We start from the raw sequence: 18,243 nt of genomic DNA, 5'->3' as shown, positions 1-18,243 counted from the left end.
TTGATCATGTAGCGGTGCGAAGCCGCGTCCCGAACACGCGCGGCTGTGTTGCCCTGTTGATGAACGGCGTGAGGGCGTTCATGAAGAGAATCGCGTACATCACGCCTTCTGCGAGCCCGCCCCATAGCCGGATAACGACCACGAGGATTCCGATGCCCGCGCCGAAGACCCATCTGCCGGCATTCGTGATGGGCGCGGTGACGATGTCGGTCGCCATATACACGGCGCCGAGCATCAGCCCGCCGGAGAAGACCATGAACCACGGATCCGGCGCGCTCGCGTCGAGCAGGCGCACGACCGCGCTGACCGCGGCGACCGTGGCTATGACGCTGACCGGAATCCGCCAGTTGAGGTAGCCGCGCCAAGCGAGGTAGATGCCGCCCGCGAGAATTACCAGCGCCGCGGTCTCGCCGAGCGAGCCGCCGGTATTGCCGATGACGAGATTGCCGAGCGACGTCCCTTCGCCCTCGAACTTGAACAGTCCGAGGGGAGTCGCGGATGTCTCCGCGTACGGCTGCGGACGGGCGAACGGGAGCGCAAACAAGTCGCCGCGGAGAGTGAAGAATCCTCCGCCGGCCGACGGCCAGGTGGTTATCGCCACCGGGAATGCGCCCTGCAGGAACGCGCGGCCGACGAGCGCCGGGTTGAACGCGTTCTGTCCGAGGCCGCCCCAAACCTGCTTGCCGAACACGATGGCGAACGCGGCGCCGAGCGCCGTCATCCACAGCGGAAAACCGGCGGGCAGCGAAAGCCCGAGCAGGATCCCGGTGATGGTGGCCGATCCGTCGGCGATCGCTCCACCCTTCCCCGTCGCGCGCTCCGTCACCAGCGAGACCAGGACCGCGGTAGCGACCTGGAGCAGCGCGCTCACCCCGAAGAACCACGCTGCGGCGAGGATCACCGGGACGAGGCTCCCCACCACGTGCCACATGATGCGCGGCGTGGAATCGGCCGACCGCACGTGCGGCGAGGCGGTGACGACGAGCTTGTCGGTGCTCACGCGACAGCCGCCGCGGCGCGCCGCAGCGCGACCTTGCTCGCCTGGAAGAGCTGCGCGAGCGGGATGTTCGACGGGCAGACGTACGCGCACGAGCCGCAGAGCATGCAGTCGGCCAGGTGGAGAGCGGCCATCTCTTCGTACCGCTGCACGCGCGCGAGATCGCCGAGCAGCGACGGATTGAGAAAGACCGGGCATGCGTCCGCGCACTTCCCGCAATGCACGCACGGATACACCTTCGCGCTGCGCGTCTCGGATTTCTCCAGCACGACGACGCCGGACGTCCCTTTGACTACCGGCGCGTCGAGATTGGCCTGCGCCAGACCCATCATCGGTCCGCCGACGATCACCTCGGCGGCGTCCGCGGTCATTCCGTCGCAGAACGCGAGCACGTCGCGCAGCCTGGTGCCCACGGGAACGATGAGGTTCGCGGGCTTTCTCAGCCCGTGGCCCGATATCGTGACGATCCTCTCCACCAGCGGCAGCCCCGTCTCGAACACCTCCGCGATGGCCGCGACCGAGCCGACGTTCTGCACCACGACTCCCGCGGTGACGGGCAGCTTCCCCGACGCTACCTCGACGCCGGTCACGGCGTGGATGAGCATCTTCTCCGCGCCCTGCGGATACTTGACCGTGAGCGGGAGAATCGTCACGTCCAGGTCGGTCGGCACGGTTCGCCGGAGCGCTTCGATCGCGTCCGGCTTGTTGCGCTCGACTCCGATCACGCACCGCCGCACGCCGATCGCGTGCATCATCACCCGCACGCCGAAGTGGACCCGCTCCGGATACTCGACCATCGTCCGGTGATCGGAGGTGAGATACGGCTCGCACTCGGCGCCGTTGATGATCAGCGTGTGCACCGGAAATTCCTTGGGCGGCGCCAGCTTCACGTGCGTGGGAAACGCCGCGCCTCCGAGCCCTACCACTCCCGCCTGCTGCACCGCCGACACGACCTGCTCCGGCGTCAGTCCCTCCCAATGCGGCACGAGCCGGGGACGTGGAACGTGCGGAGCGTACTGCGCCACCTCGATGCGCACCGCCTCCGCCATCGATCCGTCGGGGTGCGGCCACAGCTCAACGCCAACCACGGTGCCCGCCGCCGACGCATGAACCGGGACCGACATGTAGCCGTCGGCTTCCGCGATCTTGTCGCCGCGCTCGACTATGTCCCCGACCTTGACGCACAGCTTCGCCGGCTTGCCCGCGTGCTGCCGCAGAGGGAGGATCAGCTCGGCCGGATAGGGCATGCGCCGGATGGGGAGATGGCTCGTGAGCCCCTTCTCCTCGGCCGGGTGCACCCCGTGCCGGAATCCAGTCCGGAGCGCGGTCCGGAAGCCGGTCATGGGCTCAGTTGAACTTCTCGGCGCGCTTCACCCACTTCGCGAGATCCTTCTCCTTCGCGTTGAGCGGCGTGCCGGGATGGATGATGGCCACGGGGCAGCGCTCGGCCGCGGTGACGAGCTGCTGGAACGTGCCGGCAGTGACGTCCTTGATGTACGCCTGCTTGTCGGCGTTGTACGCGAACAACCTGTTGTTCAGGTCCGTGCACTCGTTGCACGTCGTGCAGCTGGCGGAATCGATATACGCCTCGAGCACGAGCGGCTCGTCGTCGGCCACTGCGGCCGCGGCCGCCGCAGGCGCGGCGACTGGTGCCGGCGTGGCGACCGGCGCTGGGGCCGCGGCGACGACCGGCGCGGAGCCGTTGCCCGACGACTTACCGGGAGGTGGCAGCGAGGCAAGCAGGTCGGCCACCGCGGCCGAGCTGCCCGCGCTCCTGACCAACCCTTCCGCCATCCGGCGCGCGATCTTGGCCGGAAGGCTGCTCTGCAGCTCCGCCATCTTCGCCTCGTATTCGAGCCGCAGCGCGTCGGCGCGCCGCTCGAACTCCGATTCCATCTCGGCCACGACGGTGTCGTGCACTGTCACCGGGATCTCGAGGCCGGCGAGCTGCCGGAGCTGCGACCAGAACTGCAGCCGCTCCTGGGCGAGCCCGACCATCTCGCCCGACACCTTCAGTCGCCGGAGCTTCCGGTCCTTAGTTAGCGCCCAGATGAAGGGAGTGCGTTCGGCGCGGTCGTCCGCACCGGCGGCGAGATACTCGTGGAACGGCATCTCGTCGCCCGAGTCGGACGCGGGCAGCTCGGAGAAGTGTTGCTTGAACCGCGTCTCGGTGGCGGCCCAGTCGGCGATGGTGAGTGGAAGCTCCATCGTCTGCTCGGCGCCGGCCTCGTCCAGGTACTTGAGCGCGTACGACGGCCACTCGCCATCGGGCGACGGATTACCGTCGAGACTCAGGCAGTCGGCGAAGCTCGGGCCGCCGTCGGGGTCGTACGTGAGGAACGGGAACGCGCGGCTCTCGAGCGCGAGGCGCGCCGCGTGCTGCGCCCAGTCGTCGGCGAGTCCGTGCTCCACCGGACACGGCGTGTACACGTTGATGAGCACGGGGCGCCGCTTCTGCAGCCCGCGCAGCACCCCCGAGATGAGGTGCGAGGCCGCGGCCTGTGAACTCTGGTGCACGTACACGCCGCGATGCGCGATCGCGAGCAACGCCAGCTCCTTGCGCGTCTCGGTTTTTCCGTGCTGCGACTTGCCCCACGCCGACATGTCCGCGACCTGGCCGGTGTACCCCGACGTGCACGCCTGGCCGCCGGTGTTCGAGTACACCTGCGTGTCGAGCACCACCACGCGAATCGGCTTCCCCGATGCGAGCAGGCGCGAAAGGTTCTGGAATCCGATGTCGAGCATCGCTCCGTCGCCGCCCATGGCGACGATCGGCGGGCAGAGCGCGAACTCCTCGTCGGTGAACCGGGTCCATTCGAGATCACCGATCAACGGCTCGTCGCGCGCCGCGTCGTATTCGCCCGACGCGAGCAGCGCCGCCCGCCGGACCGCGGTGAAGTTGTCCGCCATCTTGCGCATGTGGGCGTCGAACAGGCCTATGGCGACTGACGGCGAATCCTGGAAGAGGTGGTTGACCCAGGGGAACGGATACGGGTTGTACGGATACGTGCTCCCCCACACCGAGGAGCAGCCCGTGCTGTTCGTCATTCCGAGCGACGCGCGGCCCTTGCCACTGGGTCCCTCGACGTAGCGCCACTTGATGTCGCGCAGATCGCGGAGCGCGGAATTGAGCAGGCGCAGCCGCTCGGCCCTGGCCGCGTCGATCGGAACCGCGACCGAGCCGCTCGCGGACGCCGCGGCGTCGAGATCGGCCGCCGACGACACCAGATCACGCGCCTGCTTATCCAGCGCGGCGATGAGCTCGGTGAGGCGCGCGACGTGCTTCGCCACGTGCGGCTGCATCCACGCATGGATCGCGGAGACGATGAGGTGGACGGCCGTCTTCTCGCCGCAGCCCATGCAGGCTCCGTCACCGCCGACCATGGAGCGATAGGTGGCCTTCTTGAGCAGCAGCGACGACAGCACGCCGATCCCCTCGTCCACGCTCGACACGTTCACGTACCTGTCGTCGGTGTCGGGCAGCCTGTTCCAGATGCTCCAGTTGCGGCGCAATCTCTCGAGGCCGGGCTCGTCCTGCTTCACGGTCAGCAGCGCGCCGTCGGGGCAGACCTCCACGCACAGATTGCAGCCCTTGCACGCCTCGGGGTTGACCGTGATGGAGAGCAGCCCGCCCGTGCCTTTCGCCTTTCCTTCGAGCGCGTCGTAGAACGGCTTGGTTCGGGCGAGCGGGAATTCGGCGAGCCGGGCATTGGCCGCGAGGAACTCCGGCTCTGCGGCTGCTTTCCGGTCTGCGTCCCACCCGAGCTTGTCCACGACCGTGCGGTAGGACTGCTCCCACGCGTCGGCGACCGGTGCCGCGGGATTCTGATCGATGATCTTCCGCGCTTCGCGGGCCCAGTGCTTGACGATGGGTCGAACGCGATCCATGCGCAGCCCGTTCACCGACGCGTCTATCGCGGCGACCAGCACATCCTCCACGCTGTTGACGAGTCCGGGAATCGCCGAGTCCGGACACTGCACCCAGCACTGGCCGCAGCCGCTGCATTTATCGGCGATGAACTCGGGGACCTCGAGCCGCACGCCGCTCATGTCGCGCACGGCACCCGTCACGGCCGGCACGGTGCTGATGGCCGCGAAGGGGTCGGCGATTCCGTCCTGGCCCAACTGGCACGGCGCGCACACCTGCTCCCAGAACCGGCCCTGGTTGCCGGGGCCCCGCTCGGCGCCGGGCGAATCGAGCAGCGCCGGCATCCGCGGCACCTTTCCCGGCTCGTCGGGCACGTCGCCCGCGGCGATTTCCACCGCGCGGACTTCGTCGAACCCGCGACGTATGACCCGGACGTTGTCTTCCACTACGCGCTCGCCCTTCGACCCGAACTTCTTGGTGAGCTGCTTGCGGATCCCCTCGAAGAGCGAGGCTTCGCTCGAGCCTTCGCTGGCGAGCAGCGACGAGGTCGCGAAGAACGCGCCCATGAACGCGGCGCCCTGCATCCGGAAGCGCAGATCGGCGTCGGACGCTTCCTGCCGCGCGATCACGAACGCGTCGAGGACGTACAGCTTGATGCCGCGATCGCGAATCGTGTGACGCGCCTTGGCCGGCAGCGTCTGCCAGAACGATTCGGGCGCGAGATCGCTCTGCACCACGAACACGCCGCCTTCGGCCAGCCCTTCGAGCGGATCGCTGTGGCGGAACACGTTCGGATCCGGCGAGAGCACGACGTCCACGTGGCGCAGCTCGCAGTTGAGCCGGACCGGCTCGTGCGCGAGCACCGCGTAGAACGTCGTCGGCTGTCCTTTCTTTTCCGAGCCGTACTTTGGATTCGCCTTGATGCTCAGGCCGAGCAGCTCGAACGCCGTCATCGCGAGGGTCTTGCCCATCGTGATCGCGCCCCAGCCGCCCACCGAATGGATGCGCAGCGCAGTGGAGCCGGGCGGCAGCAGGTTTACTTCGCTCGATGACTCGACCGCGAGGTCGGCGAGGAGCGGATAGCTCTCGAGCAGCTGCTCCTGCCAGATCTGCAGCTTGGGCAGTCGCGTGCGCGGCCGCACGAAGTCGATCCCGAGGTAGAACTGCCGCGTGCGCGCGCTGCCCGGGAGCATGTTCTCCACGGCCGCGATGATGTGACCAGGCTGCAGGTCGCGGCTGCCGAGCCCGAAGCACGCGGTGAAGAAATCGGGCACCAGCTCCGCGGCCAGCGGCGCGATCCCGGCGTACGGCGGCGGCGCGCCGGGAGCGGCGCGTCCGTTCTCCACCGCCTTCGACATGGCCGCGCGGATCTCGCGCAGCAGTGGAGGATCCACCGCCAGCGGCTGGTCGGTGCGCTCCATCACCACGACGCCTTTCTTGCCGGCGAGCAAATCGACCAGCAGGTCCGTGGGAAACGGCCGGAACATCGTGAGATTGACGACGCCGACTTTGAGTCCGCGCGTCGCGCGCAGGTGATCGGCGACGGCTTCGGCGTTGGACACGACCGAGCCCTGTCCGACTATCAGCCATTCGGCGTCGTCGGCCCGGTAACCGCGGGCGCGCGCGTAGCGCCGCCCGGTGAGCGCGGCAAGCTCGTCGAAGGCGCGGTCCGTCAGCTCGGCGATGTGGTCGAAGTAGAACGGCCGCTGCGCGGCCACGCCCTGCGCGTAGCTGTCCTGGTTCTGCACGACGCCGAGCATCGCCGGATAGTCGAGATCGAACGCTTCCGGTATCCGGCGGCGCGTGTCGCCGAATACCATGCGCTGAGCGGGCGTCGGTGACTCGATCAGGTCCGCGGGGTCGCCGAGATAGGTCTTGATGAGCTCGCGCTCGGGAAGCCGCAGCGACTCGATCACGTGGCTCGTGAGGAATCCGTCCTGCGCGATGATGCCCGGGTTGAGCGACAGCTCGGCCACGCGATGCGCGACGAGATTGAGGTCGGCGCATTCCTGTACGTCTTTCGCGAAGAGCTGAAAGAAGCCGGTGTCGTCCACGGCGTGGTAGTCGTCGTGGCCGGCGTGCACGTTCAGCGCGTGCTTGGTGATCGCGCGGGCGGCGATGTTCAGCACATAGGTGAGTCGCTTGCCGACCGCGGCGTACAGCGACTCGTGCATGTACACGATTCCCTGCCCACTCGAGAAGTTCGTCGCGCGCAGGCCGGCCATCGACATGCCCGCGGTGACGGCCGCCGCGGCGTGCTCGCCCTCGGGCTCGAAGAAAAGGAGGCGCCGGCCGTGCACGTTGCGCTTGCCGTCCGCGACCGCTACCGCCCACCCTTCGCCCATCTGGGTGGAGGGCGTGATCGGATAAGCGCCCGCCGCCTCGCTTGCCGCGATTTCCATCTCCACGACGGCGCTCCCGCCGTCGAGCGCCCGCAGCTCGCCCGGGTAGGGGTACGAGGCCGGGGGAGTGGACTTGCTCCTCGACTTGGGCCAGAGCTTCATTGGAGCTGCCTCGCGGCCATGGGCTCGTGCGTGAACTGCGCTCCCGCGAGCCACACTATGGCTCCGGTCGGACACCGCTCGATCGCGCGCGGCTCGGCCAGCGCGATCCTGTCGTAGTTGATCACCGCGACTCCGCTGGCTACGCTGATCAGCCCTTCGACCGCGTCCTGCACGCACTTGGCGCATGCGGTACAAGCGACCGTGCACTGCTCGAGCGCTTCGTCGCCGGCGACGAGGTTCTTGCACTGCACCAGGAGCCCCGCGCTCAACGGCCGCAGCTCGAACAGCGCCTTGGGGCACGCGTCCACGCAGTCGCCGCATGCCGTGCACTTCTCGACGTCCACGACCGGCAGTCCCGTCTCGCTCATGTGGATCGCGTCGAAGTCGCACACCCGCTCGCAGTCCGCGAGTCCGAGGCAGCCCCAGACGCAGCCCTTGCCTCCGCCCGCGACGGCCGCCGCGGCCGCGCAGGTCGGGAGTCCGCGGTACTCCGCCTGATAGCCCGCGACGTCGAGCCCGCCGGCGCACAGCAGCCGCGCGACGTTCTTCACGGCTTCTCCCGCTTCCACGCCGAGGTAGCCGGCGATCTGCTGGCGGGCCTCCTCGCCGGCGACCGTGCACTGTGCTGGAGTCACCTTGCCCTGCACGGCCTGCTCGGCAAACGCGCGGCACCCGGGAAGGCCGCAGGCGCCGCAGTTCGCGCTGGGCAGCATCTGCGTGACGACGTCGACGCGCGGATCTTCCCACACCCAGAGCCGCTTGTTGGCGGTCGCTATGAGGGTGCCGAACACGAGCCCGACGCCGCCGAGGGTGAAGACCGCGATCAGGATGTCAGCCATCGGTGATCATGCAACGCCTGCCTGGCCCGATTGCTCGATCAGCCAGGCCGTGAGACGATCGGTTGGATCGGCGTGGCCATTGCCGGCGCCGGCCGCGGAATGCGCGAGGCTCGGCGGCTCGACGAGCGCCTTGAGGTGGGCCAGATCGTCACGCTGTTGCCATGCGGTCCGCGAGCCGAGCGTCTTTCGCGGCGGCACCGCTGGCATGCGGTCCACCCGGATGCGCTGCCACGGCGCGGTCCCCGCGCGCGGATCGTGAACGAAGCGGGCTTCCTGGCCCTGCATCACCGCGATGACGGCGGGCCCGTCGAACTCAGCCAGCCCGGCGAGCAAGCTCGCGTCGTCCACCTGCGCGATCAGAGTGCCGGGCGATACGAGTCGCGCCAGGGGCGCCGGCGCGGCGGGCCCATCCACGATGAGCACCAGTCGCACGCAGCCATCGACAAGCGGCGCGAGCTCGAGCGCGTCGAGAGCGGAGCCGTCGAGCCGGACGACCAGCGGCGGCGCGAGCGCGCGCTCGGCCGCGGTCCATCGCTCGAAAGGATATCCGTCCGAGGGTGATCCGTGCCGCAGGAGATCGTAGCCGTGCCGCTTCACCAGGTCGAGAATCCGCGCGGCCGCGTGCGCGGCGCCCAGTCCGGCGAGTCTCGCGCGGATCGTCTCGGCCGCATTGCCGGCCTGACCGACGGGAATGAAGAACTGCTCATCGCGCGCGCCGAGGATGTCCTCGATCACCTCCACGACGTGCTCGACCACTTCGCGTCCGGTCATGTCGAGAGGATCCGTGCCGGCCGACACCAGCGCGAAGCGCTCCGGGTCTATGCGGCCGCCGGCGAACTCGCCGAGTGCCGCGCGCGTCCGCCCCGGGCCGGGCTCGAAGGCGAGCATCGCTCGCGCCCGCTCCAGCGTGCCGGACGCCGCGAGGCGGTAGCGATCGATTGCCGGGCGCAGACCCGACAGGGCCGAGAGCACCCGCTCGTCAGACGGCATAGTGGTCGAACTCCTCGTTGAGGAGAGCGATTCGCTCGCTGCTCGTGACTTTGGGCGGGCGCATCAGCAGGTCGTACCGCGCGCGGCTCTCGTTCCGGTAGAACAAACCCAGCCGTACGCGGTCCGAATCCTCGGCGTGCCTGCGGGCTGAATCGAGATCGGCGGGATCGTGGGTGATCCGGTTGGTGTAGATCTTGTCGATCTCCGGCGGCACAATGCCGTCGTCGTGCACCAGCAGCTCGACCATTCCCGGGTTCTTGACGGTCTCGTTGTACAGCCCTTCCGTGTACATGGGGCAGCGCTGGAGAATCCGAACGAAGGCGAATCCGGGGTGGCGGTAGGCCGCTCGGATCGTGGCGTACAGGTGCGTGGGAATCCACTCCGCCGTCTGCGCGACGAACGACACGTTCGTGGTGCCGAGCGTGGTCGTCAGCGGATTCAGCGGCGGCAACGGAGTTCCGAACGGCTGCGTGTTCGTCTTGAATCCCTGCGGCGTCGTCGGCGATGTCTGCTTCTTGGTGAGGCCGTAAATGCTGTTGTCGAGCAGCAGCACGACCATCCGCATGTTGTAGCGGATCGCGTGAATCCAGTGCGCGGCGCCTATCGAGCAGCAGTCCCCGTCTCCCATCACGACGAACACTTCCAGCTCGGGACGATGCAGCTTCACGCCGGTGGCGACGGGCAACGCGCGCCCGTGCAGCCCGTGGAACCCGTACGTCTTGAGGTAGTGCGGGAACCGGCTCGAGCACCCGATTCCCGACACGAACACGGTTTGCTCCGGCTTGAGCTGCTCGGCGACCAGGAGCTTCTCTACGGCCGTGAGAACCGAGTGGTCGCCGCAGCCGGGACACCAGCGCGGAATTCCCTTCTCGTAATCGGTGAGCGCGAACTCGCGCTCGTCGTCGTCGAAGATCGGAAGGATGGCGCAGTGCCCGCTCATGCGAGGCCTCCGGCCAGTCCGACGGTGGCGTCGCGAATCGCGGCGTGGATGAGTCCGGGGCGGAGCGGCTCACCGGGCACGCGCGTCCAGCAGTCCACGTCACAGAGCGTCTGCGCGCGGAGCAGCATCGCGAGCTGCCCGCGGCGCCTGTTCTCGTCGGTGATGAACGGCTCTCCCGGCGGGTCGCTGTAGTTGATCTCGACCGTCATGACCTTCCGGAAGCGCGAGAAGATCTCCTTCAGCCCCGGTTGGAGCGGCGAGAGGAAAGTCAGATGCGTCGACGAAGCGTGCAGCCCCTCGGCGCGCGCCCGGTCGATCGCCTCTTCGATGGCGCCCTTCGTGCTGCCCCAGCCGACGACGAGCAAGTCGCCCTCATGGTCGCCATAAATGGCGGGCCGGAGCAGCGTCTGTTGAAGGACTGCGATCTTGCGGCTGCGCATGGTGGTGGAGTGCTGATGAATGCCCGCGCCGTACGCGACCTTGCTTGATTCGTCGTGTGACAGGCCGGTCAGCGTGTACATCCCGCCGGGCTGGCCCGGTACCGGTCTCGCGGACGTGCCCATGCGCGGATCCCACTCGTAGGGCCGCCGCCCTTCGTCCACGGGCGAGAGGTCGAGCTCGGCCGCCAGCCATTCCTTCCTGAGCTGCGGCCGCGGAAAGGGTTGAACGCCCGTCGAGAGATTTGCGTCGGACAGGATGACGACGACAGTGTGAAACGTCTCCGCTATCTGCCGCGCGGTGACGACCGAGTGGAAACATTCTTCGATCGTCGCCGGCGCCAGCACCACATGCGGAGTGTCGCCCGGCTGTCCGACCAGCGCCGCGAGCAGATCGGATTGCTCGACTTTCGTGGGGAGGCCCGTGCTCGGCCCGCCGCGCTGCACGTCGATGACGACCAGCGGAGTCTCCGTCATCACGGCCAGCCCGATGAACTCCGTCTTCAGCGCGAGGCCGGGGCCGGAGGTGATGGTGAACGCGACCTTGCCCGCGTACGACGCGCCGATCGCGACGCCCGCCGCGGCGATCTCGTCCTCGGCCTGGTGCAGTATTCCGCCAAACTTGCGGAAGACCTCCGCGAGATAGTGGGAGACGGAGGTGGCGGGCGTGATCGGGTACATCGCGCACAGCTCCATCCCCGACGCCAGCGCGCCCATGCCGAGCGCCTCGTTCCCGTTCATCACGACGAGGGCCTGCTGCGGCGGATTGGTGGGAATCTCGACGCGGAAATCGAGATTGGCGGCGGCCCAGTCGTAGCCCAGCCGCATCAGCGCGACGTTCTTCGCGTACACCGCTTCCGACTTCCGGCGGAACGCGTGCGCTATCTGCTCTTCGATCCGCTCGAGATTCCGGTCGTAGATGTACGCCAGCATTCCGAGCGCGAACATGTTCTTGCCTTTGCGCGGATTGTCGTCCACGGTGAGACACTGCTCTTCCATCGGTACTTCGATGATCCGGTACCCGTGCCCGGCGAGCTCGGCGAGCGCCGTGTCCCAGGCGGCCTTGATGTCCGGGTTGGAGCTGGATGCCCAGGAGTTCTCGAGGAGAATGATCGCGTCGCTCGCGAGCGCCCCGAGCCGGTGGCGGCCGACGAGCACCTGCTCGTTAAAGGCGACGACGAGGTCGGTCTGATCGCCCCAGTTGGTGACGGGTCCGGTGGCGAAGCGGATGCGGTTCCCGCTGGCGCCTTCCGCGATTCTGGGCGGCGGCTGGATCTCGGCGGGAATGATCTCCACCGTCCACACTCCGTTGCCCATCTTGGCGCAGACGGCGCCGAAGATCTGGCCGCATTTCTGTGCCCCTTCGCCGGAGTCGGAAACGATCTCGATCGTGTGCTCGGGGAGCTTGAGCACGCGGGTTGCGACGGGGACGTCGCGTTCGAGGAGCGCGGCAGCAGCGGTCATTGCCAGGGCCGTTCAGATGTTGGGAAACCCGCAGGTACCCCAATTCTCGCTTCCGCCCCGGAGGTGTCAGTCGGCGTTAAGGAGTGTTTATGTCAGGGTTTCCCCGCTGTACCGGGGCGGAAGCAGCGCCGGCGAGGCTTGACATTCAGGGGGAACCGGCCTCATACTTAGACAGTTAGCTAAGTATCTAACTGCTCGCCGGCGAGCCAACTTTCTCTCACGCACGAGCTTCCGATGAAAAGCTCCCGCTCCGCGCTCACAGCACTCGTCCTGATCGTGGCGTGCGCGCCGCCGGCTCCGGTCGTGGTCGATCCCCCGCACATCCCCGGGAGCTTTCCCGATGCGCTCGTCGCGGGATCTGTTACGCTGCACGGCACGCTGCTGGTGCCCGCCAACCGCGGTGCTCCGGTCGCGCTGATTATCGCCGGTTCGGGCCCCACCGACCGCGACGGGAATACGCCGCTGCTCCCGGGCAAGAACAACTCGCTGCGCTACCTCGCCGAGGCGCTGGCGGAGCGCGGGATCGCTTCCCTTCGGTACGACAAGCGCGGCGTCGGCGCGAGCCGCGCGACCATAGCCGGACTGACCGAGGCGGATCTACGCTTCGACCATTTCGTCGACGACGCCACCGCGTGGGGACGCAGGCTGGCGGCGGACCGGCGCTTCTCTTCCGTGGTGGTGATCGGGCACAGCGAGGGCTCGCTCATCGGAATGCTCGCCGCGCCGGCGATACCCGCATCCAAAGTGGTGTCGATCGCCGGTGCGGGCGCTCCCGCGGGCGACGTGATCATCCGGCAGCTCTCGGCTCAGCTCCCGCCGCCGCTCCTGGCCCAGGCGACCGCCGCGGTCCACAGGATCGAGCGCGGCGAGCTGCTCGACACCGTTCCACCGGGGCTGGCCGCGCTGTTCCGGCCGAGCGTGCAGCCTTACCTGATCTCGTGGTTCAAGCACAATCCGGCGGCGGTCGCGGGACGGCTCGGCGTTCCCCTCTTGGTCGTGCAGGGGACGCACGACATTCAGGCGCTGGAGGAGGACGCGCGGGCCATCGCGGCTGGGCACCCGGGCGCGACGCTCAGGCTGATTCAGGGGATGAACCACGTTCTCAAACAGACACCGGCCGGCAGGCTGGAGCAGCTGCCCGCCTACGGCGATTCCACCCTCGCGGTCGACCCCACGCTCGTTGACGCCATTGCCGGCTTCGTTCTGCGCCCGCGGAACTAGGCATTCGCGCGGCTACGCCGAAAAAGCGGTTACCGCAAGCGGCGCACGTAGATCGACTGCGGTACCCCGTCAACCTGCAATCGCCAGCCGCTTCCGGTCGCCACTAGCGTGACCTTCGGCGATCGCTGGAAATGGTACAGCGTGCCGAACGACGCCTGCCGCCATAGCTGGCCGTTGGTGAACTGGAACACGGTGCTCCCGTCCCAGCCCGTGAAGTCACCGGCCATCCGGGTCTCTATCGTGCCCGGGTTGTCCGATGGCGCCGGTTCCGGATTGAGCGCCGCCGTTCGCGCCAGCTCCGCCACGTGCAGCGAGTGCGCGCGGACCCACTCCGACAGCGCGCGCAGCTCGGCCGGCGTCAGCTTGTTCAAGCCGGAGGCCGTGAATTGCTGCGCCGACATCAAGCTCAGAACAGAAACGTCAGGGGCGAACACCGTTGCTTCGCCCGTCCCCGGGACACCGCCCTGCGCTTCCGCAACCACCGGCACCATGATCAGCACTACTGCCGCCATCCAGATGCTTCTCATCACCTGCCCCTCCACCACGTGAGCGACTACAGTGCCCCCGCCGTCCCCAAAAACTCACGATACGTGAGCACCCCTGAAAACGCCACACCAAAGAGGCTGAGCGCGAAAATCCATTGCAATGCGCGCTTCATGGACATACGTGGTCTCCGGTTATTGCGCCGTGTAGCCTCCGTCGATCACGAGCTCGGACCCGGTGACGAACGTGGATTCGTCGGACGCGAGGTAGAGCACCCCGTACGCGATGTCGTTCGGCTCACCCAGGTGCCCCACAGGGTGAAGCGCCTCGACCGCACGCTGCATCTCGGCGGCATTCCCTGAAGCTTCCAGCGCGTGCCGCACCATCGGGGTCCAGATGTAGCCGGGATGCACCGAGTTGACGCGGATTTTCATGCCCGCGCGCGCGCAGTACAGCGCCGCCGATTTCGTGAGCAGTCGCACCGCGCCCTTGCTCGCGTTGTAGGCTGCGAGCCCGGGATCACCGACCAATCCTTCGATCGACGACAGGTTGACGATCGATCCGCCACCGGACGCGCGCATTGCGGGGATCGCGTGCTTGATGCCGAGGAAGACTCCGTCGAGGTTGACGCCCATCAGCTTGTGCCAGTCCTCGAGCGTGGTGTGCTCGACGTCTCCGAACCAACCCACGCCGGCATTGTTGACCAGAATGTCGAGCTTGCCGTATGTCTTGACCACGCCATCCACAACGCCTTGCCAGCCATTCTCCAGGCTGACGTCGTGTTCCAGGAAAATCGCGCGGTGACCCCGCGCGACGAGAGCATCGACGACCTTTCCGCCGGCGTCACGTTCGCGATCGGTCACGGCCACCGCGGCTCCCTCCGCCGCCAAAAGCTCCGCGCAGGCCTGGCCGATTCCCATGGCACCGCCGGTCACGATCGCGACCTTGCCTGCGACTCTACCCATGATTCATTCGGTAGCGCCCGCCCGGCGCGCCTGCGCCAGGACGAGCTTCTGCTCCGCAACGGCGATGTTGCGACGGGTCCGCTCTATCGCGTCGGGACTGACCGAGATCGAATCGATTCCCCACTCGACGAGCCGTTCGGCGTACTCGGGATGCACCGACGGGGCCTGGCCGCATATCGAGCATGTGAGTCCGAGCCGGCGGCATTCGGTGATGATCGACCGGATCATGTCGAGTACGGCGGGATCGCGCTCGTCGTACGACACGCCCAACAGCTCGCTGTCCCGATCCACTCCGAGCACGAGTTGCGTGAGGTCGTTGGAGCCGATCGACACGCCCGAGATACCGAGCGACGCATACGTCGGCAGCCAGTAGACGACCGATGGCACTTCCGCCATGATCCACCGCTCGAGACGGGCATCGCCCGCGAGCGGACTCGCATCCACGAGCTGGAGACACGTCTCGAGCTCGCGCGCCGTGCGCACGAACGGGATCATGAGATGGAGATTCCCGTGCTCGCGGCGGACTTCGGCTATCGCGCGCAGCTCGAGCGCGAAGAGATCGGGCTCACGCGTATAGCGAAAACAGCCCCGGTAGCCGATCATCGGGTTGGCTTCCGTCGGCTCGAACGCATCACCGCCGGTCAGGTTGCGAAATTCGTTCGAGCGAAAATCCATCGTGCGATAAACAACCGGACGCGGCGCAAACGCCCGCGCGAACACCCGAAGGCTCTCGGCCATCCGCCGCACGAACTCATCGCCGCTGCGCTGCGCCAAGAACGCACGGGGGTGCATGTGCTCGAGCGCCTCTAGGAGCATGAACTCCGCGCGCAGCAAACCCACGCCATCGACGTCGCGCGCGGCGACCTCGGCGACGCGCGCGGGCTCCCCGAGGTTGACGTACAGCCGGGTAGCGGTGATCGGCGTGGCGCTCGGGCCGCGACCGTCTCGAGCCCCTTCGGGCGCCGTTGCCGCCGGCTGTCCGGCGCCGGCGTCTCCGGCCACGACCGTCCCGGCGCTTCCGTCGACGGTCACGAGAGTGCCCGTGGCGAGCACTCGCGTCGCGTCGTGCGCGCCGACGATGCACGGCAGGCCAAGCTCGCGGGCCACGATAGCCGCATGCGACGTCATGCCGCCCGAGTCGGTCACGATAGCCGCCGCCCGCCGCATGATCGGCACCCAATCGGGGGACGTCATGCGCGTTACCAGGATCTCTCCAGTTTGCATTGACGATTGCTCGTCGGTCGCATTCAGCACGCGCACCGCGCCCGTGGCACGACCTGGGCTGGCGCCCAGTCCCTGCACCAGCGCCTTCACCGTCGGCTCGCCACCGGCCGCACTGGTCGCCGCCGGATGCAGCGTTGTGATGGGCCGGCTCTGCGTCAGATAGATCTCGTCCCCCTCGATCGCGAACTCGAGGTCCTGCGGCACCCCGTAATGCTCTTCCGCCCGGCGCGCGAGCGTGCCGAGCGTCTCGAGCTCGCTCGGCGTGAGCACCGGCGCTTGCTCGCGCGGGTCACTGCCAAGCTCGACGCGGACAGTCGCCTCCTTGTCCTGTCGCCAGGTGAGCAGGAATTCTTTTTTCGCGATGTTGGTGGTGATGACGGAGAGCGACTGCTTGTCGAGTACGTGGCGGTCGGGCGTCACGGCTCCCTGTACCACCGACTCGCCCAGCCCCCAGGCCGCCTCGATCACCATGCGAGAAGGATCCCGTGAGGCAGGATCGGAAGTGAAGATGACGCCCGATTTCTCCGAATCGACCATCAGCTGCACGATGACCGCGACCGGCATCTCGGCGGGCATCCCCTGCTTCAGGCGATAGAAGAGCACCCGCGCACCGAATGTGGACGCCCAGCATGCCTTCACCGCGTCGAGGAGCGCGGTATTGCCGGACACGTTCAGGAAGCTCTCGAACATTCCGGCGAACGAGAATTGAGCCGTATCCTCCGCCGTCGCCGAGGAGCGGACCGCAACCCGGCCGCCGTCCGGTCGATCCTTGGACAGGGCCGCATACGCCTGTTCGACCGCAAAGCGCAGATCCTCAGGCACGGGCGCGTCGAGGATTATCCGGCGCAGCGCCGTCGCGTTTCTATCGAGCGCGACGGGATCATCCGGGTCGATGCGCTTCAGCTCGGATTCGATCCGCGGCGCGAGCTCGTTGGCGTCGCAGAACTGGCGGTACGCTTCGATCGTGAGAACGAAGCCGGGGGGAACCGGCAAGCCGGCGGCGATCATCTCGCCGAGGTTCGCGCCCTTGCCACCGACGGTCGCTACGTCCGCGCGGCGGACGTTCGCGAACGGTACCACCACGCCCGCAAAGCGCGGTCCCGAAGCCGCCTCGGAAGTTTGCTGGGCGAGCGCTGCAGTCATCGTATTGTCGGCGGTATGTCCCCGCATCAATACTGGCTTGCCGTCTGACGCAAGTCTGTCAGGAGGACCGCGCGCGACTATCAGGGTTCCCCCGACCACAAGCGGGACATCCCGACTGATCTTTCGCGCCATCACAGGCGCGGACAGAAGCGGCGAAGGTGTGATTTTTAGAGCTTGATCGCTCCCATCGGCTCACGCACGGCTTCCGCGCTCTTCTCCAGCGCCGACTTCTCGTCGGGGGTGAGCTCGACCTCGATGATCTGCTCGAGCCCTTTCCGTCCCAGCTTGCACGGCACGCCGAGGAACAGCCCCGACATCCCATATTCACCTTCGAGCCACGCCGCGCAAGGTAGAATCCGCTTCTGGTCGAGGACGATCGCCTCGCACATCTGCACCGCAGCGGCCGAGGGCGCGTAATACGCCGACCCCGTCTTGAGAAAGCCGACGATCTCGGCGCCGCCGCCGCGCGTGCGCTCGACGATCGCCTTGAGCTTGTCGGCGGCGAGCAGCTGCCGCACGGGAATCCCGCTGACGCTCGTGTAGCTGACGAGCGGCACCATCGTGTCGCCGTGGCCGCCGAGCACCATCGCCTGGATGTCGCGCGTGGAGACGTCCATCGCCTCGGCCAGGAACGCGCGGTAGCGCGCGGTGTCGAGCACGCCGGCCATGCCGAGCACGCGCTCCCGCGGGAAGCCGGTGACCTGCTTGGCGACCCACGACATCACGTCGAGCGGATTCGACACCATGATGATGATCGCGTCCGGCGACGTCCGCTTGACGTTCTCCGAGACCTGCTTGACGATCCCGGCGTTGGTGTTGAGCAGATCGTCGCGCGACATCCCGGGCTTGCGCGCGATCCCGGCGGTGATGACGACGATGTCCGAGCCGGCTGTCTCCTCGTAGCCGTTCGTGCCGACGATTCGCGAGTCGAAGCCTTCGATCGGCGCCGACTGCCATTGATCGAGGCCCTTTCCCTGCGGAATTCCTTCGACGACGTCCACAAGCACGACTGTGCGCGCGAGCTCTTTTTCCGCGAGACGCTGCGCCGCGGTGGCACCGACGTTGCCGGCACCGACGACCGTAATCTTGTTGACCATTTTTGTGGGAGCTATTGGCTGTTGGCTGTTGGCTGTTAGCTAATCGCGAACAACCAACGCGTTGGTTCGAG

General features: G+C 67.5%; 12 protein-coding genes. 1 reads left to right on the top strand and 11 read right to left on the bottom strand.

The window, feature by feature from the left end:
* Positions 1-4 precede the first annotated feature (4 nt).
* The 7 genes from WEA80_10525 to WEA80_10495 are packed head-to-tail and all read right to left on the bottom strand — an operon-like array spanning position 5 to position 12,039.
* Complete coding sequence (locus WEA80_10525; protein MEX1187012.1) at positions 5-1,000, bottom strand: RnfABCDGE type electron transport complex subunit D; 996 nt, start codon at positions 998-1,000, stop codon at positions 5-7.
* Positions 997-2,340: an electron transport complex subunit RsxC gene (gene rsxC / locus WEA80_10520; GenBank protein MEX1187011.1), complete on the bottom strand. Its 1,344-nt coding sequence runs from the start codon at positions 2,338-2,340 to the stop codon at positions 997-999. The genes WEA80_10525 and rsxC overlap by 4 nt, the downstream gene beginning before the upstream one ends.
* Before the next feature lie 4 nt (positions 2,341-2,344).
* Positions 2,345-7,369, bottom strand: coding sequence for a 2-oxoacid:acceptor oxidoreductase family protein (locus WEA80_10515; GenBank protein ID MEX1187010.1), 5,025 nt, complete (start codon positions 7,367-7,369; stop codon positions 2,345-2,347).
* The gene (locus tag WEA80_10510) at positions 7,366-8,208 is read right to left on the bottom strand and encodes a (Fe-S)-binding protein (GenBank protein ID MEX1187009.1); all 843 of its coding nucleotides are present in this window, start codon (positions 8,206-8,208) and stop codon (positions 7,366-7,368) included. The genes WEA80_10515 and WEA80_10510 overlap by 4 nt, the downstream gene beginning before the upstream one ends.
* Before the next feature lie 6 nt (positions 8,209-8,214).
* Positions 8,215-9,198, bottom strand: coding sequence for a hypothetical protein (locus tag WEA80_10505; GenBank protein MEX1187008.1), 984 nt, complete (start codon positions 9,196-9,198; stop codon positions 8,215-8,217).
* A complete protein-coding gene (locus WEA80_10500; GenBank protein ID MEX1187007.1) occupies positions 9,188-10,138 on the bottom strand; it encodes a thiamine pyrophosphate-dependent enzyme in 951 nt (316 codons plus the stop codon). The genes WEA80_10505 and WEA80_10500 overlap by 11 nt, the downstream gene beginning before the upstream one ends.
* Positions 10,135-12,039, bottom strand: a complete 1,905-nt coding sequence (locus WEA80_10495; GenBank protein ID MEX1187006.1) for a 2-oxoacid:acceptor oxidoreductase subunit alpha — start codon at positions 12,037-12,039, stop codon at positions 10,135-10,137. Before WEA80_10495 ends, WEA80_10500 begins: the two co-directional genes overlap by 4 nt.
* 234 nt (positions 12,040-12,273) lie before the next feature.
* On the opposite strand from WEA80_10495, the gene WEA80_10490 reads away from it, so the two are divergent.
* Positions 12,274-13,260 (top strand): alpha/beta fold hydrolase, encoded by a 987-nt coding sequence (locus WEA80_10490; GenBank protein MEX1187005.1) that lies wholly within the window; start codon positions 12,274-12,276, stop codon positions 13,258-13,260.
* A 29-nt stretch (positions 13,261-13,289) separates the two neighbouring features.
* Here the strand turns inward: WEA80_10490 and WEA80_10485 are convergent, their stop codons facing one another.
* The 4 genes from WEA80_10485 to mdh form a co-directional block, all read right to left on the bottom strand.
* Positions 13,290-13,787: a hypothetical protein gene (locus WEA80_10485; protein MEX1187004.1), complete on the bottom strand. Its 498-nt coding sequence runs from the start codon at positions 13,785-13,787 to the stop codon at positions 13,290-13,292.
* Between the two features lie 150 nt (positions 13,788-13,937).
* The gene (locus WEA80_10480; protein ID MEX1187003.1) at positions 13,938-14,708 is read right to left on the bottom strand and encodes a glucose 1-dehydrogenase; all 771 of its coding nucleotides are present in this window, start codon (positions 14,706-14,708) and stop codon (positions 13,938-13,940) included.
* 3 nt (positions 14,709-14,711) lie between these two features.
* Positions 14,712-17,075: a phosphoenolpyruvate synthase gene (ppsA, locus tag WEA80_10475; GenBank protein ID MEX1187002.1), complete on the bottom strand. Its 2,364-nt coding sequence runs from the start codon at positions 17,073-17,075 to the stop codon at positions 14,712-14,714.
* A 167-nt stretch (positions 17,076-17,242) separates the two neighbouring features.
* The gene (gene mdh / locus WEA80_10470) at positions 17,243-18,172 is read right to left on the bottom strand and encodes a malate dehydrogenase (GenBank protein ID MEX1187001.1); all 930 of its coding nucleotides are present in this window, start codon (positions 18,170-18,172) and stop codon (positions 17,243-17,245) included.
* Positions 18,173-18,243: the final 71 nt, after the last annotated feature.

The sequence above is a fragment of the Gemmatimonadaceae bacterium genome (assembly GCA_040882285.1).
Taxonomy (GTDB): Bacteria; Gemmatimonadota; Gemmatimonadetes; order Gemmatimonadales; family Gemmatimonadaceae; genus JACDCY01.
This window is presented reverse-complemented; position numbering and strand designations above follow the sequence as displayed.